Annotated in this window: 16 protein-coding genes and 1 tRNA gene; 16 read left to right on the top strand and 1 reads right to left on the bottom strand. The window is 37.7% G+C overall.

Going from position 1 to position 20,135, the window contains the following annotated elements; translation table 11 throughout:
• Positions 1 to 6: 6 nt before the first annotated feature.
• The 13 genes from aroB (at position 7) to M2470_RS15225 (ending at position 12,219) form a co-directional block, all read left to right on the top strand.
• Positions 7 to 1,077, top strand: coding sequence for a 3-dehydroquinate synthase (gene aroB, locus M2470_RS15285; RefSeq protein WP_280745921.1), 1,071 nt, complete (start codon positions 7 to 9; stop codon positions 1,075 to 1,077).
• A gap of 33 nt (positions 1,078 to 1,110) precedes the next feature.
• Positions 1,111 to 1,184: transfer RNA gene (locus M2470_RS15280), tRNA-Pro, on the top strand.
• Positions 1,185 to 2,016: 832 nt separating this feature from the next.
• Positions 2,017 to 2,838 (top strand): AbiH family protein, encoded by an 822-nt coding sequence (locus M2470_RS15275; protein WP_280745922.1) that lies wholly within the window; start codon positions 2,017 to 2,019, stop codon positions 2,836 to 2,838.
• Positions 2,839 to 3,267: 429 nt separating this feature from the next.
• Entirely contained in the window at positions 3,268 to 4,605 is a 1,338-nt protein-coding gene (locus M2470_RS15270) for a site-specific integrase (RefSeq protein ID WP_163320348.1), read from the top strand.
• Between the two features lie 26 nt (positions 4,606 to 4,631).
• Positions 4,632 to 5,768 (top strand): PDDEXK nuclease domain-containing protein, encoded by a 1,137-nt coding sequence (locus tag M2470_RS15265; RefSeq protein WP_163320347.1) that lies wholly within the window; start codon positions 4,632 to 4,634, stop codon positions 5,766 to 5,768.
• A 13-nt stretch (positions 5,769 to 5,781) separates the two neighbouring features.
• Entirely contained in the window at positions 5,782 to 6,177 is a 396-nt protein-coding gene (locus tag M2470_RS15260; RefSeq protein ID WP_163320346.1) for a hypothetical protein, read from the top strand.
• Positions 6,178 to 6,195: 18 nt separating this feature from the next.
• Complete coding sequence (locus M2470_RS15255; protein WP_163320345.1) at positions 6,196 to 7,080, top strand: DUF6043 family protein; 885 nt, start codon at positions 6,196 to 6,198, stop codon at positions 7,078 to 7,080.
• A gap of 168 nt (positions 7,081 to 7,248) precedes the next feature.
• Positions 7,249 to 7,560: a helix-turn-helix domain-containing protein gene (locus tag M2470_RS15250; protein WP_163320344.1), complete on the top strand. Its 312-nt coding sequence runs from the start codon at positions 7,249 to 7,251 to the stop codon at positions 7,558 to 7,560.
• Positions 7,560 to 8,945, top strand: a complete 1,386-nt coding sequence (locus tag M2470_RS15245; RefSeq protein ID WP_163320343.1) for a DUF3987 domain-containing protein — start codon at positions 7,560 to 7,562, stop codon at positions 8,943 to 8,945. The genes M2470_RS15250 and M2470_RS15245 overlap by 1 nt, the downstream gene beginning before the upstream one ends.
• A 216-nt stretch (positions 8,946 to 9,161) precedes the next feature.
• A complete protein-coding gene (locus M2470_RS15240; RefSeq protein ID WP_163320352.1) occupies positions 9,162 to 10,232 on the top strand; it encodes a DUF6371 domain-containing protein in 1,071 nt (356 codons plus the stop codon).
• 116 nt (positions 10,233 to 10,348) lie between these two features.
• On the top strand, positions 10,349 to 10,726 hold the full coding sequence (locus tag M2470_RS15235; protein ID WP_163320342.1) for a plasmid mobilization relaxosome protein MobC: 378 nt from the start codon (positions 10,349 to 10,351) through the stop codon (positions 10,724 to 10,726).
• On the top strand, positions 10,701 to 11,633 hold the full coding sequence (locus tag M2470_RS15230) for a relaxase/mobilization nuclease domain-containing protein (protein WP_163320341.1): 933 nt from the start codon (positions 10,701 to 10,703) through the stop codon (positions 11,631 to 11,633). Before M2470_RS15235 ends, M2470_RS15230 begins: the two co-directional genes overlap by 26 nt.
• A 28-nt stretch (positions 11,634 to 11,661) precedes the next feature.
• Positions 11,662 to 12,219: a hypothetical protein gene (locus tag M2470_RS15225; RefSeq protein ID WP_163320340.1), complete on the top strand. Its 558-nt coding sequence runs from the start codon at positions 11,662 to 11,664 to the stop codon at positions 12,217 to 12,219.
• A 61-nt stretch (positions 12,220 to 12,280) separates the two neighbouring features.
• Here the strand turns inward: M2470_RS15225 and M2470_RS15220 are convergent, their stop codons facing one another.
• Entirely contained in the window at positions 12,281 to 13,711 is a 1,431-nt protein-coding gene (locus M2470_RS15220; RefSeq protein WP_163320339.1) for a P-loop NTPase fold protein, read from the bottom strand.
• A 296-nt stretch (positions 13,712 to 14,007) separates the two neighbouring features.
• Between M2470_RS15220 and M2470_RS15215 the strand changes: the two genes are divergently transcribed.
• The 3 genes from M2470_RS15215 to M2470_RS15205 are packed head-to-tail and all read left to right on the top strand — an operon-like array spanning position 14,008 to position 20,058.
• Positions 14,008 to 17,154, top strand: a complete 3,147-nt coding sequence (locus M2470_RS15215) for a type ISP restriction/modification enzyme (protein ID WP_280745923.1) — start codon at positions 14,008 to 14,010, stop codon at positions 17,152 to 17,154.
• An 11-nt stretch (positions 17,155 to 17,165) separates the two neighbouring features.
• Positions 17,166 to 18,344 carry an SIR2 family protein gene (locus tag M2470_RS15210; protein ID WP_163320337.1) on the top strand — a complete coding sequence of 393 codons (1,179 nt, stop codon included), beginning with the start codon at positions 17,166 to 17,168 and terminating at the stop codon, positions 18,342 to 18,344.
• Positions 18,334 to 20,058, top strand: coding sequence for an ATP-binding protein (locus M2470_RS15205; protein WP_163320336.1), 1,725 nt, complete (start codon positions 18,334 to 18,336; stop codon positions 20,056 to 20,058). Before M2470_RS15210 ends, M2470_RS15205 begins: the two co-directional genes overlap by 11 nt.
• Positions 20,059 to 20,135: the final 77 nt, after the last annotated feature.

Below are 20,135 nucleotides of genomic sequence, written 5' to 3'. Positions count from 1 at the left end.
ATCCTTATGACAACTCAAAAAGTAGTTATCTCTGCCGATATACGGATGGATTTAGAGCAATTCCTATCCTCTCTGAAGTATGATAAACTGTTTGTTCTTACCGATACGAATACGCAAGAGAAATGTTTTCCTCTTTTGCAAAATATTCCGCAAGTAAAGCAAGCGCGACTAATTACGATCAAAGCAGGAGATCTTCATAAAGAGCTGGATCAGGTAGTGTATATCTGGAATATCCTCTCAAATGAAGGGGCTTCACGTAATTCATTGCTTATAAATATCGGTGGCGGCATGATTACCGACTTGGGAGGTTTTGCCGGGGCAACGTTCAAACGAGGATTGCAAACGGTTAATATTCCAACCACATTAATGGCCTCTGTGGATGCTTCCGTAGGGGGTAAAACCGGTATAAACTTCAATGGCTTAAAGAATGAAATAGGCTCCTTCTATCCACCATTGTGCGTCTTTATAGACTGTGCCTTTCTGCAGTCTTTGGATAAGGATAATATCCTCTCTGGCTATGCCGAGATGATCAAGCACGCCCTTATCAGTTCCGAAGAGATGTATAATGCTATATTGGGCTTTGATTTGAATATTCAATGTTCAACGTTTAAAACTCAGTTAACGAAGCTTGTGGCTGACTCTGTTGCTGTAAAAGAACGCATCGTAGAAGAAGATCCAAAGGAGCAAGGTATTCGCAAGGCACTGAATTTTGGACATACTGTCGGGCACGCCATCGAAAGCCTTTCCTTTAAGCAGAATCAACCCTTGTTGCACGGGCATGCAGTTGCTGTTGGGATGATCTGTGAGTTATATCTTTCATACAAACAATGCGGTTTTCCTAGTAAAAAACTCAGCCAGATCACTCATTATATAAAAGAATATTATCCACCTTTCTTCTTTAACTGTACCGATTATAATAGCCTGTATGCCTTCATGACTCACGATAAGAAGAACGAGGCCGGCATCATCAACTTTACCCTGTTGGTCGACATTGGTAAAGTCCGTATAAATCAATCTGTAAGCAAGGAAGTCATCATGGATTCATTAGATTTTTACCGTGAAAGCTTTGGTATATAATCAAAATACCCTACCTTTGCACTCGAAATAAAACGGGATGTAGCTCAGCCCGGTAGAGTACGCGTCTGGGGGGCGTGTGGTCGCAGGTTCAAATCCTGTCATCCCGACGGCTGAAATAAAGAGGTTTACAAGCAATTGTGAATCTCTTTTTTTATTGGTGCGTGACGGATTTGTGACAGATTTCTCTAATATATCAAGCCTTCACAGGTTCCCGAAGGTTCCTCTGTTTTGAGGTATAAAAACTAATTTATTGACATGTGTTTGTTGTGAAAGTATCTGTGTCTGAGCTGTTAGTATTTGCGTGAAGAGTTGACAAAAAAAGAAAAAAAATGTTCCCCGTAACAACTGAAATATTGCATCATATGTTCCTCCGAAGCAGCATATCATATGCAAGATGAGGAACAATGACACGCTCGATGACCCTAAAAAGCATACATTTAGCTACTCTAAAGCCCCAAAAACACATGTTTTGAAGGAGTATTTTTTGTAGAAAACACCATAAAAGAAAAATAAGCGCAACATCAAGGCCTGTATTCATGCGGTATTTGGAAAATAAGTTGCGATCATGCGATCACTTTTAGACTGTTTTGAAACTTTCTATTAAAAAACGGTTCCTCGTTCCTTATATTAACGTCCAAAATGAGGAACGAGGAACCAAAAAATATAAAAAGTTGAATATGGTGATCGCAGTGATCGCACCTCCCCCATTCACTCACCTCTCAACTTAAATAACTAACGACCCATTTTTATTCACCCACACTCCATTTTAAACAACAAACAGTCCATTATTATATCTCTTGATGCAATTGCAATAAAATGCATTGAGGTGTAAAAATATTGCCAGTAAAATGCAAATCAACTATTTTATTTTTGCTGTGGCTTGTTATGATAACAGAGTAAATAAATTGCTACATTTGCTATATAAACAAGCATGCGATTATGACAGAGAATGAATATGGTGCAGTCTTGATTACTGGAAATGGATTTGACTTAAATTTAGGACTGAAAACAAGTTATCAAGATTTTATAACAAGTAATACTTTTAATAATTTGCTGACTACTAATAATCAGCTTTGCTCATATTTGAAAAATCAACATGAGCTCAATAATTGGATAGATATTGAAAATGAATTGAAAGAGTATTCAAATATAATTTATAAAGATTCTGACAGAAAAGTCTTTAGAAAAGAGTATCAGGCACTATGTAATTCTCTCTGTGAATATTTGAATAGTTTAGATATGTCTGAGGTAGATGAAACGTCTAGAGTTTACGAGATTATAACAAAAAAAATTAAAAATCTGCTAATTTTCAACTTCAATTACACCTCAAGTCTTGATTATATTGCATACCAAAATAATTTGAATCATAAAATATTGAGAGTGCATGGCAATGCAAGGAAGAACAAAATAGTTTTTGGTGTTGAAGATGATGCGAGAATTAATTCAAATGATGTTTTTCTAAAAAAATCAACTAGTTTGTGGAATGAGATACTTAATGTTAATTCTGTGCTATCCAGCGCAGAAAATATTATTTTTTTAGGGTATTCTTTAGGAGAAACCGACCATCATTACTTTAAGGATTTTTTTCTAAGTGCATCTCTCAATGGTTTTATGAATAAAACCCGGAAAAACATTCTTATATCATATTACAAAGAAGATGGAATGTACGATATTTTAAAGCAAATAGATAGTATGACCAACAATCGGATTCAAGGTATAAGAACTCATCACAATTTCAAAATGTTTGATTTGGCAGAATAAAGATAAAAAGCGAAACTGTATCGTTTATAATTAGGATTGAAGGCGAAATTTGATACGTTGCTGCATTTGTGTTTGCTATCCGTTATTTCTATCTGTATTATCAAAGAAATGACCTATTTCATGGACTATAAAAGCGTACATTTTATCGTTTGTTGCCCCATGCGTTGCCCCTAAAAAGAAAAAATCCTTGATAATCAGTTGATTATCAAGGATTTTTCGTACCCAGAGCCGGGGGTGAAATAGTTAAATTGGGAACATTGTAGACTTCTTGCAATTCACAAGTTTGCGGTTTTATATGACTGATATTAAATGCGTTATAACGGCCTGGTTGTTTAATCGAATTTAGAGAGATTGAAATAAGTTTAGGATGTATGGGAACAATTTGGGAACAAATCAATATCTTTGTACCAAACATAACATCATTGATTTATGAAGGTTTCTGCATTTCTAAGAAAGACCGCTAAGAAGAATGATACGGATACTCAAGCGACCATCTACTTCCGTTTGCGAGATAAAAATAAGGATTTCAAATCGGCAAGCGAATTGACGATCAACCCGAACCACTGGAGCCCGGAGAAGCAAGGCTACAAAGATCGGGTTGCCTTGATAGGCGATGATATGAAAATGAAGTTGAGAAATGATATTCAAAGTATCATATCTCTCATCACTCAGAATTATACAGAAGATGCCGATGCTGAATGGTTGAGCGAAATAATCGACCGCTACCACCATCCCGACAAATACAAAACCCAAGAAGAGGTAGAAGCAGAAACGAAACTTACTTTTGAGCAGCTTATGGATGATTTTCTCTTGAAGCATAAACTCTCCGAGGTCAGGCAGAAAAATTTCCGAGTAGTCAAGAGAGCATTACTTCGTTATGAGTTATACGTAAGAGCGACCAGACGAGGACAGAAGTCTTTTGTGTTGGACATTGACAATGTCACTCCCGATACACTACAAGACATTTGGAATTTCTTTGAGAATGAGCACAAATATTATGAGTTGTATCCGGCTATTTATGAGCAAATCCCAGAAAAACGGATACCGAAGCCGAGAGGACGAAACACGCTGATTGATTGTTTTTGCAGGATAAGAACCTTTTTCCTGTGGTGTTATGAGAAAAAGAAAACCGCAAACAGGCCATTTGACAATTTCAGAATTGAAGAATGCACATACGGTACTCCTGTTTACATCACGTTGGAGGAGCGAGATAAACTATATGAGAAAGACCTATCCGCCCATAAACAAGTAGAAATCCAACGAGATATATTTGTCTTTCAAAGTTTGATAGGTTGTCGGGTTGGTGACTTATATCGGATGACAAAGCAGAATGTAATCAACGGTGCGATAGAGTATATCCCTCGAAAGACGAAAGAAGGGAATCCGGTGACGGTAAGAGTTCCTTTGAACGACAAAGCAAAAGCTATACTGGAAAAGTATAAGGATCATGAAGGGAGTAAACTTCTCCCATTCATTTCAGAGCAGAAATACAATGATGCCATAAAGAAAGCCTTTGAACTGGCAGAGGTAAACAGAATCGTTACTATTCTTGACCCACTCACAAATGAAGAAGTTAAGAAACCGCTATATGAAGTCGCCAGTAGCCACATGGCTCGGCGGACATTCATCGGGAATATCTACAAGAAAGTGAAAGACCCGAATCTGATCGGAGCGTTGAGCGGACACAAGGAAGGAAGCAAAGCTTTTAGCCGTTATCGAGAGATAGACGAGGAAATGAAAAAAGAATTAGTAAATTTGTTGGATTAATCAGTTGAAAAACAGAAGAAATAATTATGAGTACAGATATAACAAAAGATTCGGAATTTAAGCAATGGCTAGTGGATTTGAAAGGCAGAATCCGCCAAAGCCAACTAAGAGCAGCAGTTAAGGTTAATTCTGAATTGTTGCGACTGTACTGGGATTTAGGGCAGGATATAGTTGTCCGCCAGATGGATGCAGTATGGGGAAGTAGCTTTTATACTCGCTTAAGTAAAGAATTGAAGAAAGAATTTCCCGGTATGCAAGGATTCTCGGTTACTAACTTAAATTATTGCAAGCGGTTTTATCAATTTTACACGAAGGAATATCAATCTAACCAGCAACTTTCCGATAAAATCCACCCCCAAGCTGGGGGAGAAATTCAAATCGCTGATAATGTGAACAATATAGTTTACCCCCAAGCTGGGGCTGAATTTGACAATCCATTGTTTTCGATTCCTTGGGGACACCAAAAACTCCTTATTGATAAATGTAAATCTGTGCAAGAAGCCTTATTTTATATTCAAAAAACTATCAAAAATGGATGGAGCAGAGCCATGTTGATGAATTTCATGGATGTTAGTCTGTATCAGGCACAAGGAAAATCAATCAACAACTTTGGTCGATTACTTCCTGATGTTCAGAGTGATCTGGCAAGAGAAACTCTGAAAGATCCATATAATTTTGATTTTCTCACTCTCGCAGATGATTATAAGGAAAAAGAATTAGAAGATGCCTTGGTTACAAATATCACAAAGTTCTTACTGGAGCTTGGACAAGGCTTTGCCTTTCTTGGAAGGCAGTACCCTATTAAAGTCGGTAGTAGAGAACGAAACATTGATTTGCTATTTTACCATTTAGAACTGCGCTGTTATGTAGTAGTGGAGTTAAAAGTTAAAGAATTTGAACCTGAACATACAGGTAAACTCGGATATTATATAGAAGCCATTAACAATCAACTTAAAAAAGACATTGACAATCCAACGATTGGACTGCTTATTTGTAAAACAAAAGATGATATCGAAGCCCAGTACTCACTGAAAAGCAGTAGTCAGCCGATAGGAATTTCAGAATACACATTTTCCAAGCTGTTACCGGAAAATTTCAAATCTTCGCTCCCTTCTATCGAAGAGATTGAGAAAGAATTAAGTCAAGAAGACGAGAACCAATAAATAGAATAAAACCATGTCAGGAGGTCATTTTGATTACCAACAATATCGCATCAATACAATTGCAGATGAGATATTAGATGAAATTCGTAAGAACAAAGAGGGATATGAAGATTATCCTGATGGAGTAAGCTATGGTTATGGGGAGAACGGAACCATAAAAGAGCGGCCGGAAGGTTGGCAGCGATATTCAGGTGAAACACTAAAAGAATTTAAAGAAGGAGTTCGTCTATGCAAATTAGCAGCTGCTTATGCTCAAAGAATTGACTGGTTAATTTCTGGGGACGACAGTGAAAGTTGTTTTCACAAACGGCTGGAAGAAGATATAGAGAAAATTGGGCTCGAAATAAAACAACTTGATGAGAATAATTGGAACATTGGAAAGAAAAGAGAAGATGTTGAAGGTTATTAGAAAATTATAATTGAGGAAATGAGCCAACAAGACTTCAACAACTTCAAACAACGCATAAAGGACTGGATGGATTCCCACCCGGAAGAGTACGATTGCTTTGAGGAAGAGATGAACCGAAAGGATAATGCCGGTTACCAGCAAATTCTTACAAAGGCTTTCTCTTTGGTGCCGAAGTATCAGAAGATCATTCGAAAAAGAGTTAACCAGGCATCAACAGAAGATGTTTCTGATATAGAAACTCTCTTTTCTGAAAACAATCTTGCAGAGTCCTTGATAAACGAATTTGAGAACTCTTCTCCAGAATCTATTGTGCCAGCAATGCTTTCATGGCTTTACTTTGGAAAGAGCTTTGAACGGATGGTGGAACGTGGTGAAGAGATACGGCGTAATCCAGAGACGACCTTTGCCGAAAAAATTGTCATTTCGCCTGTTATCAAATTAGTCATAGCTCGATCTATTAATTTAGGACTGCGAACAAAGGCAGATTGGGAAAAGCATCGAGAGTTGATGAAGCTGGCAGAAAGTGAAAATGTCATGGATTGGGCAATGGATGATGCTATCGCTGAAAAGAAAACAGCAGGAAGGAGACCCGATACTCAAATACTGCCAGAAGAGTTAATTCAGGCCATCGAAGACTTTCTTCGAAATAGCCATAGCCAGCGGGATATTGCTTGTCTGAAAATCGCATTAGAAGAACTACGATTGTCAAAGCCGGGTGGTATAAAAGCATTTAGAGATGCCTTACACAAACAGTATCAAGACACAAACATCCATATTATTCCCGAAAGAGGAATACAGAAGGCATATAGAGAACTTACCGACCTTGTAGGAGGAACAAGAGTGAAAGACCTAAAAGAAAACCGTACTTACATTGACGAGATAAAAGATATTCTATCCAAATAAATTCGTTTAATTCGTTCCGTCATTGCGCGAATTTAACGAGCCTTAAATCATTGATATTCAGATTTTATTTGATATATTTTTGTGGCTGCTATCCATTGGTCGGGTAGCGGCTTTCTTTTTGTAATCCTGCCGGAAAAGAAAGTTTCAACCTCGGTAGGCTGACATAAAATGAAGAATATATTATCCATTATTCAGAATGAGCATGCCAGTATCAAACTGGAAGTAACCGGAGAAGACCTGCTTAACTTCTCCAACGATTTAATCAACCGAGCAAAGAATGAGCTCTCTTTGGAGATCGCTGAAGCTCGAAAGGAAAAATACCTTACCAAAGAAGAGGTAAAGGAAATTTGCGGTGTATGTGATGCTACCTTGTGGCATTGGAACAAAAAGAATTACTTGAAAACTATCAAAATCGGGAATAAGGTCAGATATAGAATGTCTGATATTCGGAAAATTCTCGGAGAAAGAGAGGGCAAGTGATGGAAACCAATAAAATTACAGCAGAGGGCATCATCCACGAAGCTCTACATTGTAAAGGAAAGATGTACGGCTCAGATTATCCGGTTCAAGTGTTCCCACATCAGATTCAGGATATTGTCTATGCGACAGGAGAATGTCTCAACTATCCCATTGATTACATTGCAGCATCACTTTGTTTTGTACTATCAGTTGGAATTGGGAATACGCATGTTGCCAAGTTGAAGGAAGGCTGGACAGAACGAGCAATTCTATATACTGCATTGATTGGTCGTCCGGGAGTAAACAAAAGCCATCCACTTAGCTTTGCTTTTCATCCTTTGTTTGAACATGACGCAAAGAATGGAGTTGCGTTTAAGAAAGAGATTAAGGAATACGAACAGCTTCTTTATCTCAGTCGGAAAGAGCGTGAGGAGCAAGGAATTAGCGAACTGCCAAACGAACCCGTTCTGAAAAAGTTTGTTGTTTCAGACATTACTCCTGAAAGCCTTGCCTTCATCCACGAAAATAACAAAAGAGGAATTTGTTTATACACGGACGAGTTAGCTTCTTGGTTTAAGAACTTCAATCGCTACACAAAGGGTTCTGAGGAGCAGTTCTGGCTCTCTCTTTATAATGGGAAGCCCATTATTTTGGATCGACGTGGATCCAAAAACTCTGTATCAGTCAAAAACTCCTTCATTGGCGTAATTGGCACCATTCAGCATGGAGTATTGAGAGAGATGGCGAAAGGCGAACGTAATCAAAACGGTTTTTTAGACCGCATTCTATTTGTGTTACCAAACAATTTAGAGAAGCAGTATTGGAGCGATCACCAGTTATCTCGGCATGTAATCCCTACTTGGAATAACCTGATGCAGAAACTTATCAATCAGGAATACCTCACCGATGACAATGGCGATATAATTCCTGTTGAGTTATATTTTCAAGAAGATGCCAGGAAGCGACTCTACGACTGGCAACGAGAGAATACGGATCAATGTAATCGAGAAATCAACGAGACGTTGATGGGTATTTACAGTAAATTGGAAATATATGCCATTCGTTTTTGCCTGATCTTGCAAGTTGCTCGCTGGCTCTGTGGAGAAGCCTCTAAAGATTCTATTGATTTAGTCAGTGTGGAGGGGGCTATCAAGTTGGTCGGTTATTATCAGAAGACCGCACGTAAAGTTCAACAAATCGTTGCCTCTTCTGCAACTTTGGAGCAGCTTCCCTCCGACAAACAACGATTGTATAATGCACTTCCGTCAGACTTCTCTACAGCGGAAGGAATACAAGTCGCTTCTCAGTTTTCGATATCAGCAGATAGCTTCAAACGTATGCTTAGTGATTTCAAGGATGGCTTGCTTGATAACTACAGACATGGACGATACCGGAAATTGCTTTAGCGCATTTTCCACATTCTCTACACTTTTGATCCTAAATCAAAGACATTCAGGTATATAATAATTTGCAAAACAATCCACTTTTCCGCTTTTTTATGCTTTTACCATACTTAAAGTGCGAGGTTGTGTAAACCGATACGCACATATCAAAGAAAGTAAAGCATTGATTTACAGTTCTGTTTTTCGAGAAATGCGGAAAGTGTACAAAATGTAAAAAACATAATGAGCTATAGATATATATTAGAACCCTATAAAGGAATCGCAACGCGGCACACCTGCCCGGCTTGTGAACAAAAGAAGTGTTTTTCTCGCTACATCGATACCGAAAATAAAGTTTCGCTTCCAAATCATGTGGGTAGATGCGACCGGGAAGAAAAATGTGGATACCACTTCACTCCGAAGCAATATTTTGAGGAGAATCCGGATAGACGAGAGGAGTTTATTGATTATCATCCTACAATAATACCCAAAAACTACCCTCCCGTGAAAGAAAAAGAACCAAGCTTCATCGATAGCAACTTAGTGGCATCCTCGCTTGGTCATTACCAGCAAAACAAGTTGTTTCAATTTCTATCTTCTCAACTGGGAGAAGATGAAGCAACGAAGTTGATGATAAAATACAAGGTCGGTTCCGCTAAGCATTGGGACGGAGCAACAGTTTTCTGGCAAATGGATATTGCCGGAAGAGTGCGCACAGGAAAAGTAATGCTATACGATCCGGAGACCGGAAAGCGAGTTAAATATCCATATAATCATATCACATGGGTACACTCGCTCCTGAAGCAAGAGAACTTCAATCTAAAACAATGCTTCTTTGGCGAACACCTGCTCGCCAGTCAATCCAACCTGCCGGTAGCGATTGTAGAAAGCGAAAAGACTGCATTAATCTCTTCTTACTATATGCCCCAATTCCAATGGATCGCTACCGGAGGAAAGCATGGTTGTTTCAATGATGAAAACTTGCAGATTCTTAAAGGTAGAAAGACAATCCTATTTCCAGATTTAGGAGCGTGGGAGGATTGGCAAGTGAAAGCAAACAAGATGAAGAGCCTAAACATAGAGGTCGAAATTTTCGATTTTCTGGAGAAACGAGCAACGCCGGAGCAACAGAAAGAGGGGTACGATATTGCAGATTTCCTACTTGAGGCGAAACAGCCTACGGCAATCCTTCAAGACATGATTAAACGTAATCCTGCCTTGAAAACACTAATGGAAGAATTTAGTTTAGTGCTTGACAATTCTTCAAAGAAGAAGGTAAATCCTCGTAAAAAGACCGGATTTAGACTCTAATGGAAAATCTGCGATTTTTAGCGGAGCAAGTTTATGTTTTGGTCATACCAAAACGCCACTTGCTCCCCAAAATGGGAGGAAATCCCGCTGGTCTAATAGTTAAATAGCAATTTAAAATGGAAGATAAAAAACCGAGAAAAACAGGTGGTCGCCCCACTAAAGGATTAGGCGAAAAACGCACCTATATGGTCAGCGTTAAAATGGATTCTCGCGAATACTTTTCGTTAAAAACGAAAGCCAAATCGGCAGGAATTAGCCGAAGTGATTTCGTTCGTCAGTGTATAGCCGGGAGTGAAATTTGTCCCCGGTTAACACCTGAACTGAACGATTATATTCGAAAGCTATCAGGTATGGGGAATAACCTGAATCAGATTGCCAGAAGAGCTAACGCCGAAGGCTATACCAGTACTCGACATGAATACCTCTATCTGGCAGATAAGATTGATAACGTAATTGAAATGATTGAAGATGATGGCAAAAATAGTAAAAGGTAAAGCGTTCAAGGGTGTGGTCAATTATATCCTTGACAAGCAAAAGAATACGGAGATTGTCGATTTTGACGGGCTTCGCATGAAAAGCAAAGCTTCCATCGTTCAGAGTTTCGTAGCCCAAGCGAGCTTGAATAGCCGTGTGGCAAAGCCGGTGTGCCATATCTCGTTAGACTTTTCTGCACAGGACAAAGATAAGATATCCAATCAACTGATGGGACAGATTGCTCACGACTATATGAAACAAATGGGTATAGTGAATACACAATATATTATTGCGAGGCATTTCGACAAGGAGCATCCGCACATCCATTTGGTTTATAACCGGGTGGATAATAACGGCAAAACAATTACAGATAGCAACGATCGTTTCCGAAGCGAGAAGATCTGCAAGGAACTGACCGAGAAATACAGTTTATACTTCGCCACCGGCAAAGAGAACGTAAAAGAACATCGCTTGAAAGAACCGGATAAAACCAAATACGAGATATATAATTCTCTTAAAACATTGGTACCAAAGTGTAAGAACTGGAAACAATTGACGAATGAACTGCAAAAGGCAGGGATAAAAACCGAGTTCAAAACCAAAGGAGATTCCGATGAAGTACAGGGAGTTCGGTTTGAGAAAAACGGCTATTTGTTTAATGGTTCAAAAGTAGATAAGATGTTTAGTTACTCGAAAATTGATTATCAGTTGGAACAAAATGCCCGCAGTCAGTCGGCAAGCCAAAGTCAGGAACAATCCCACTCGACCAGTAATGCCGTTGTATCAACAATCGGATCAGTCGGTTCTGCTTTGGGTGGATTGTTTGATATTCAGCCCGGAAGCGGATACGATGAGAATGAGGCAGAATATCTTCGCCAGCAGCGATTAAAGAAGAAACCAAAACGAAAGTTCGGACGACAAATGTAAATGTATTAACAAATTAAACAGTAAGAGAATGAGAAATATAGAGATAAACGAAGTGTACACGCTTTTTGAAGAAATCAAGAAACTGATTAAAAAGGGGAACGATAATACTCCTACCGTTATTCAACCCGAAATAGAATTACCGGACTTATCCGTCATAAACGAATTGACAGATAAGCTACAAGAAACAGTCGAAGAGGTTCGCAAGCCTACAAAAACAGAATGCCATCATATATTCAGCATTGCCTCGAACAAAATCTTCTTTAGTGTAATCGGTATAGGTGTTGCCTTGCTTGTATGTATGTTTGTTATATACTACCAACGAGAGGAAATGGCTATGTACAAAGATAACGACCTAAAATATCGCTATGTTAAGATGCAAGGAGAAATAACGTCGGGTGAAATAGGCTATTTGGAAAATATATTTGACTATAAGCGAGATAGTGTAAAAATTATCCGAAAGCAAGTAGAGCAACATGAGAAAGCAGTATTGGAAGAAGCCAAGCGTTTGGAAAAAGCGAGATTGAAAGAACAAGAGGCGGAACGACTTAGTCGTGAGGCGGAGAATTTGAAACAAAATAACCACTAACTCTTTTCTGTCATGCTAATAGCTCATACTAAAATAGCAAGACTGTATTTTGCAGTCTTGCTTATACTTGTATTGGTTCTTGAAGCTCAAATAATAACTCAATGCGTTGAATTATTATACTCAGATCAAATATACCACCTATTATCGCTCCTCTTTCTTCATAATGTTTTACAGCACCCAATAGAAGGTCGTTATTTATTACATTCAACTTAAATGTTAATGCTGGTTCTGCGTCTTTGGTTAGAAGTTCATAAGTTTTAAATCCTCTACTATCAATCGAATAGCAAGACAAGAGCTTTGCAATTTCGAAGATAACAAAACGAGAATTGGTATCGTATACGTCTGATGAGGAAAGAAGTCTGGCAGGCAACTTTTCTTCTAAAAATTGAACAATTTTTTGTATCGTTATTTTTTTGGTAAGTAAAGAGTGATAAAAATCAGGGTAGGATATACGGAAGTATTGCAAAAGTAAAATCGTACCAGGTTGAGAATAGCTATTTGTTTGAATTGTTTGTAGCGTTAGACGAATATGCGCATATATTTTTTCCATTTGCCTTAAATTAAGATGCATCTGAGCAAATATAATTTTGGACATTTTTACAAAACTCTCACCCTCTTCTCTATCTCTAAAATTAGATAAACGTTGAGGGTTTTCGAAAAAAGCATCAAAGTCATACACATCAAAAAGATAGGCGCAAAATTTGTCTATATCTGGCTCTGGCAAAGCATATTCTATATCTATAAAGCGTTTGAGATATTCTTCCGCATTGATAGAGTCACTGCCGTAGTATCCTCGGATGGAGCTGCATAGCTGTTTCTTGTCGATCGATAAAACAAATACAATATTGGGAATAGAGAAAAGGTGTTTGATCCTTTCGAGGACTTTTACCGCATAAGCCGGATTGCATCTATCCAATTCATCCACCATAAATATTAAGGGCTTACCTTCATTACAAGAATCAACAAGATCGATCAATGCATTGCGAAATTCTTTTATTGAGTTGCATTGCTCTTTATAAGTATCTAATTCTTTTTTTAATAAATCAGAAGATGCATCTATTCCGGCTTTAAGAACATCACCTATCTCATCTCCTAAATATTTCTTTACTGCAGTGGTAGTTGCGGCAGAAACGATGCTGGTAAAAATTTTTCCGCCAGTAGCAATAACGGTCGCTAACTTGCTTTTAACATTCTCTTTGAGTTCTAATTCTTGCAACTCCCCTATTAAGCCGACTAAAGGGTCTGAAACAAAATCGTGTTCCCACACATTGAAGTATAGCGTTTTGAAATTCTCTTTATTCAAGTATTGACGCCACATTTTCATAAATGTTGTTTTTCCACTTCCCCATTCCCCATTGATAGCCAAGACACAACCATTTGTGTAAGAAGAAACTATCTGTGTTAATATTCTAGCATACTTTTCACGTCCTAATTTACAATTCTGAAAAGGATTGCGTTCTATTATTTCGGGGTCTTGTAACCTACAAATCATACGATTAATCTTATTATACTATTCTACAAAGTGTTATAATGCTACACTACGAACATACTAACCATGGTCAAAGGTAACGAAATTCTATTAGCAGGATAACCAATTTTTGAGCATATAATATATTTATTAAGTGTAATAGACCCTGAAGATATAGCAAGAGCACATAACCTTCTTTTTGGCTGCCAAGTATAGAGTAAGAAAACAACATAAGTTGCTAAAAACAAAGGTTCTTCATTATTGTTGTTCCCATTTGCCTAATATTCATTAAATTTGTAAGCAAGTAAAACAATTTGAAAATGAACATAAAACAGTATATCGAAGAGTTACAAAGGCAATACCAATCTGGAGTTGCACGTGAACACACCTATCGACCTGCTTTGCAACAGCTTCTGGCAACGATGTTACCCCATCTTATCGTGCTTAACGAACCGGCGCGACAAGCCTGTGGAGCTCCTGACTATATTCTGCAACGAAAGACGGATAATATCCCGGTAGCGTTTATTGAAGCAAAGGATATTAACGATTCCGACCTTACCGGTCGCAATAAGAATAAAGAACAATTCACTCGGTATAAAAATTCGTTAGATAATATCCTGTTCACCGACTACCTTGACTTTTTATTGTATGAAAAAGGTGAGTTTGTTGAAAGCATCCGTATTGCGGAGCTCAAAGGTGAAAAGATTATTCCTCTGCAAGAAAACTTCGATAAGTTCACTCACCTGATAACTCGTTTTGGTGATGCGAAACCACAACGCATAACCTCCTCGGCTAAGCTGGCTGAAATAATGGCGGGCAAGGCGCGATTATTAGCCGATGTGATTGAAAAGTCTTTTTCACAAGGCGATATAGAAGGAAACTTGGAAGGACAGATGAATGCATTTAAAGAGGTTTTGATTCATGACATCACCCCTAAAGAGTTTGCCGATGTATATGCTCAAACTATTGCTTATGGTATGTTTGCGGCTCGTTTGCACGATTCTACTCCCGACACCTTTTCTCGCCATGAAGCAGCGACACTGATTCCTAAAACTAATCCATTTCTCCGGCAACTGTTTCAAAATGTTGCCGGATATGATCTCGACGAACGAATCAGTTGGATAGTAGATGACTTGGCCGAGACTTTTCGTGCCACGGATATTCAAGCTGTTATGAAAGGATTTGGAAAGCGGACACAGCAAACCGATCCGATGATTCATTTTTACGAAAACTTTCTTTCTGCTTATGATCCAAAATTGAGAAAAAGTCGTGGCGTTTGGTATACTCCACAGGCAGTAGTAAGCTTTATTGTAAGAGCTGTAGATGAAATTTTACAACAAGAGTTTGACTTGCCAATGGGATTGGCAGATACGTCAAAAATCAAGATTGAGCGCAGCATCATACAAAGTCTCGATAAGCGTTATACTGATAATAAAAAGAAAGAACAAGTAGAAACCCACAAAGTGCAGATACTTGATCCGGCGACAGGAACAGGAACTTTCTTGGCAGAAGTTGTAAGTCAAATATACGATAAGTTTCAAGGACAGACCGGCATGTGGCAGGGTTATGTAGAAGAACATCTGCTTCCTCGCCTCAATGGATTTGAGCTATTGATGGCTTCCTATACAATGGCGCATCTGAAGTTGGATTGGCTGCTTACTGAAACTGGATATAAAGCGATAGAAAACAAACGCCTACGTGTATTCCTTACCAATTCATTGGAAGAGTATCACAAAGACACCGGAACGCTCTTTGCTCAGTTTCTCGCTCGCGAAGCCAATGGTGCAAACGAGATTAAACGCAACACACCCGTTATGGTAGTATTGGGAAATCCGCCGTATAGTGTGAGTAGCAACAACAAAGGAGAATGGATTCAGAATCTCATTGCGGACTACAAGAAAAATCTGAACGAACGAAAGATCAATCTTGATGACGACTATATCAAGTTTATTCGATATGGGCAGCATTTCATAGATGAAAATGGAGAGGGAGTCTTAGCCTATATTTCTAATAATAGCTTTATTGACGGAGTAACTCATCGTCAGATGCGAAAATCTCTACTCACTACTTTTGATAAGATATATATCATAGACTTACACGGTAGCACGAAAAAAAAGGAGACTGCCTTAGATGGTAGCAAAGATGAAAATGTCTTTGATATTATGCAGGGGGTCTCAATCAACATTTTCATAAAGACCGGAGAAAAAGCACCAACACAATTAGGAAAAGTCTTTCATCATGATCTTTATGGCAAACGAGAAGATAAATACTCTGTATTAAATGCCGGCAATTTACATACAATCAACTGGTCTGAGTTAGCCATCTCTGCGCCATACTACTTTTTCGTCCCCAAAGACTTTTCTTTGATTAAAGAATATGAAAAAGGATTCAAAATAGACAGACTATTTGTATTAAATGTATCTGGTTTTCAGACAAAGCGAGATAAAATTACCATAAAATTCACAGAACAAGAGCTCTGTGATGTACAGAATGTGTTTGCTTTAAATGACCCAGAGCATATACGGTCTATTTTACAACTACCTATGGATGGTCGAGATTGGACTATTAATGCTGCAAAAAATGACCTGAAATCAAATAATCCGAGAGCGATTAAGATTATGTATAGGCCTTTTGACGAGCGATACACTTTCTATACTGGCAAGTCTAAAGGATTTGTCGCTTATCCTAGAGCCGAAATCGCAAACCATCTTTTTAAGGAAGACAATATTTCGTTAATAACCTGCAGACAACAATCATCATTCGATTTCCAGCACGTATTTGTAAGTAAGCTATTATCTGATATGTGCAATATATCTTCTCAAACAAAAGAGACCGGATATATATTCCCTCTATATCTATATCCACAACAGTCTGACTTACTTAACACTACCCGTACTCCCAACCTTGACTTAAAGATCGTTCAGAAGATAACTACAGGCGTTGGGCTGGAATTTGAGGCAGAAAAAAGTGGCGATACTAACAAATATGCTCCGATAGATTTACTCGATTATATCTATGCCATCCTTCATAGTCCGGCATACCGCAAGAAATACAAAGAATTTCTAAAAACAGACTTCCCATATGTGCCTTATCCGCAAGACGCGGAAGAGTTTCATCGCCTTGTTGTCATTGGAGGCGAACTTCGTAAGGTTCATTTGATGGAGCATCCCTCCTTATCGAAACTTATCACGCAATATCCTGTTGCCGGAGATAATATTGTAGGTAAACCACGCTGGGAATTATTTCCTGATGAACAGAGCGGTCGGATATGGGTAAATGACCAACAGTATTTTGACAATGTACCCCTAACAGCATGGCAATTCTATATAGGCGGCTATCAGCCCGCCCAGAAATGGCTAAAAGACAGACAAGGGCGCACACTAGCCTATGATGACATTATGCACTATCAACGCATAATAAAGGCGTTGGTAATGACAAACAAAATAATGTCCACTATTGACAATTAAACATATAATAGATGAGAATCGAAAAACTGAAAGAGTTTATTCAATCAGCCAACATCAATTTTTTGATTGGTTCTGGCTTGTCTCGCCCATACTTGTCAACACTGGGAGATATAGAAACGTTGTTAGCCGATCTGAATGACAACAAAGAGTCCGACAACATAAAAAGTCTTGTTAAGGGATCAATCTACAAGTCGTATTTTATCCAAGTTATGTATCCCAATATTGATTCAGAAAAAGCTAAAAATATTGGCATCTATCAGCAAGTTATAGATCAATATTCATTTTTTCTTGAGCAGTGGAACCAGATAATTCATAATCGGGGCGGAAGTCTCTTAGCTAAACAGCTAAACATATATACAACCAATATTGATACTTTTTTTGAAAATAGTGCTGAAAAATGCAAGGTTGAATTGAATGATGGCTTCAAGGGTAGTGTAAAGCCTATTTTTGACGAAGGCAATTTCCAAAAATCATATACTAAAAACAGTGTCCACTTTCAGAACTCGACTGAACTACCGGTTTTCAATCTGTTAAAGATGCATGGCTCAATAAATTGGTCTGCGAACGAATACGGACAAATACTTAATGATTCAAGACTTCAGTTGGTGGACGCTATCTCTAAGGAGCTGTCAATCATCGGAGATGACTTTTTTATTTCTCTTAAGGATAGTCTCTCCGAGATGATAGAAGATGCCAAGACTAAAATTGGAGGGCAGAAAATAAAAGTAGGAACTCGACTAAAAAAGTTTTTTGACGCGTATGAGAAACTGATTATTGTGAATCCAACCAAAAGAAAGTTCAGTGAAACGGTTTTAGATATCCATTTTTATGATTTAATGCGAATGTTCTCTAATTCTCTCGAGAAAGAGAATTCTTTGCTGATGGTAATGGGCTTTTCTTTTGGAGATGAACATATCGCGAGCATAGTAGAGCGAGCAACAAGAACAAATCCAACTTTATTGGTCGCAATTTTTGCTCATTCAGATGCCGATGAAGAAAAATATCAAACTAAGTTCAAATCGAATAGCAATGTAGTAATATTTACACCAACCAACTTTAACTCTGCTAATAAAGAGGCGATGGAAAAGTTTGGAATAGACAATATTGTAGAATTTGATTTTAGCGGAATAAATAAAGTTTTTGAGTGGATATCTCGCATGATTCCAGTAAGTTTCAACTATGGCAAATAATAATGAGATAGTTGTCAACCAGTCTATATTTAGAATTGGCTGCGTATTGTCAGTCAATGGAAGAGATGTAAGAGTAAGAGTTGATAAACAAAAAAATCTTTCCCACATCATTTATAAAGGTGGATTGGTAAAAAATATCTCGGTTGGTGGTTATATAAAAATCATCAAAGGTTTCTCATCTATTATTGCTAAGGTTGAAAGTGAATATATTACCGAAGACACTTCTCGAAATGGGAACAATTATTCTTCAAGCGAGGACAAAATACATCGAATTTTAAGTGTTAGTCTGCTAGGCTACCTTGATTCAGACAAATTTATTAAAGGAGTGAAAGAACTTCCCCTAATTGATAATGAGTGCTATCTATTATCTAATGAAGAATTTGTAAAAATTCACAAATTTGTTAGTAAAGACACGGATAAGACGATAACAATAGGCACATTATCCTCGGATAACTTTATGCCAATCTCTTTAGGGGTAAATAGACTATTTTCAAGCCATATAGGTGTTTTTGGCAATACAGGAAGTGGAAAGTCATATACGCTCGCCAAGATATATAGAGAACTCTTTGAATCATATAAAGATAATCTGAATTTTTCAAATAACTCTAAATTCTTATTTGTGGATTTCAATGGCGAGTATTCAGGCAAAGATGTAATGGTCTCAAACAAGAAAATATGTAATCTTTCAACCCGCTCAAAAAAAGACACACTGCCTCTACCAAAAGAATCTTTGCTTGATCTTGATATGCTTTGTATTTTCGCCAGTGCAACAGAAAAGACGCAACGACCATTTATTAGTAGGTGTATTGAACTTGCGAAAAGGATCAACAATGAAACTCATTTCAAGAATTATTTAAAACAATGTATTGTCGAAATATTATGCATGGCTGATAAACCCAAAGCAGAACTTCTTTTAGACTATGTTGAACAGATTGTACCAAAACGTATAGATGAGGATTCTGGAGAGGAAATAGAGTTGAGAAGTGATATTTCTTTTCATGACAACAACCGCTATTATTATCTCGTAGGGAGAGGGGAAGCATATTTGAATAATATTCGAGATATTTCTCAAAATGGAAATTCTAATCATGAATTTGCTAAGCAGACTCTCTATTATCAGCAAGCAGGGGCTTATACCGATCCTACGAATTTTATTGAGAAGTTCATCAAAATAATGTATCTTAGACTTATTAGAGACCTTTTGAATAATAGGGCAATGAACGAGCATATTGCTCCAGCCATCAATAAACTAAAAAGTGTAGTGAATGATATAGAGAAGTTGATAGACTTTACTGATGATCGAGATTTTTGGGATGGCAAAAATATTGCTACTATAAACTTGAATGATACCAATCAAGATGCGAAGAAGATGATACCACTCTTAATAACCCGCTATCTATACAATGAGCATAAAAAGAAAAAAGAAGAAGACCTATCATATCTAAATATCATTATTGATGAAGCTCACAACATACTCTCTTATCAATCAAGTAGAGAAAGTGATACATGGAAAGATTATCGGCTTGAAGTATTTGAGGAAATTATCAAGGAAGGGCGAAAATTTGGGGTGTTTATGACAATTGCAAGTCAGCGCCCATCAGATATATCTACCACAATCATTTCCCAGCTTCACAACTATTTTATCCATAGATTGGTCAATGATGAAGATATTGATAAAGTCGGCAGATCTATATCATATTTAGTCTATCCTTAAAAGCATTTCATTTATTTGATTGACAATATATTAGTTTGATTATTTCTTGTTTATATCTGCAAGAATTAGTATCTTTA

The sequence above is a fragment of the Parabacteroides sp. PH5-46 genome, from assembly GCF_029892785.1.
In the GTDB taxonomy this organism is placed as follows: Bacteria; Bacteroidota; Bacteroidia; order Bacteroidales; family Tannerellaceae; genus DFXE01.
This window is presented reverse-complemented; position numbering and strand designations above follow the sequence as displayed.

What these genes read in the sequence shown, in the direction of transcription:
- M2470_RS15220 (WP_163320339.1), bottom strand. Translation starts at nt 13,711, where the DNA reads ATGATTTGTAGGTTACAAGACCCCGAAATAATAGAACGCAATCCTTTT.
- M2470_RS15235 (WP_163320342.1), top strand. Translation starts at nt 10,349, where the DNA reads ATGGAAGATAAAAAACCGAGAAAAACAGGTGGTCGCCCCACTAAAGGA.
- M2470_RS15250 (WP_163320344.1), top strand. Translation starts at nt 7,249, where the DNA reads ATGAAGAATATATTATCCATTATTCAGAATGAGCATGCCAGTATCAAA.
- M2470_RS15210 (WP_163320337.1), top strand. Translation starts at nt 17,166, where the DNA reads ATGAGAATCGAAAAACTGAAAGAGTTTATTCAATCAGCCAACATCAAT.
- M2470_RS15230 (WP_163320341.1), top strand. Translation starts at nt 10,701, where the DNA reads ATGATGGCAAAAATAGTAAAAGGTAAAGCGTTCAAGGGTGTGGTCAAT.
- aroB (WP_280745921.1), top strand. Translation starts at nt 7, where the DNA reads ATGACAACTCAAAAAGTAGTTATCTCTGCCGATATACGGATGGATTTA.
- M2470_RS15205 (WP_163320336.1), top strand. Translation starts at nt 18,334, where the DNA reads ATGGCAAATAATAATGAGATAGTTGTCAACCAGTCTATATTTAGAATT.
- M2470_RS15260 (WP_163320346.1), top strand. Translation starts at nt 5,782, where the DNA reads ATGTCAGGAGGTCATTTTGATTACCAACAATATCGCATCAATACAATT.
- M2470_RS15225 (WP_163320340.1), top strand. Translation starts at nt 11,662, where the DNA reads ATGAGAAATATAGAGATAAACGAAGTGTACACGCTTTTTGAAGAAATC.
- M2470_RS15265 (WP_163320347.1), top strand. Translation starts at nt 4,632, where the DNA reads ATGAGTACAGATATAACAAAAGATTCGGAATTTAAGCAATGGCTAGTG.
- M2470_RS15270 (WP_163320348.1), top strand. Translation starts at nt 3,268, where the DNA reads ATGAAGGTTTCTGCATTTCTAAGAAAGACCGCTAAGAAGAATGATACG.
- M2470_RS15215 (WP_280745923.1), top strand. Translation starts at nt 14,008, where the DNA reads ATGAACATAAAACAGTATATCGAAGAGTTACAAAGGCAATACCAATCT.
- M2470_RS15275 (WP_280745922.1), top strand. Translation starts at nt 2,017, where the DNA reads ATGACAGAGAATGAATATGGTGCAGTCTTGATTACTGGAAATGGATTT.
- M2470_RS15255 (WP_163320345.1), top strand. Translation starts at nt 6,196, where the DNA reads ATGAGCCAACAAGACTTCAACAACTTCAAACAACGCATAAAGGACTGG.
- M2470_RS15245 (WP_163320343.1), top strand. Translation starts at nt 7,560, where the DNA reads ATGGAAACCAATAAAATTACAGCAGAGGGCATCATCCACGAAGCTCTA.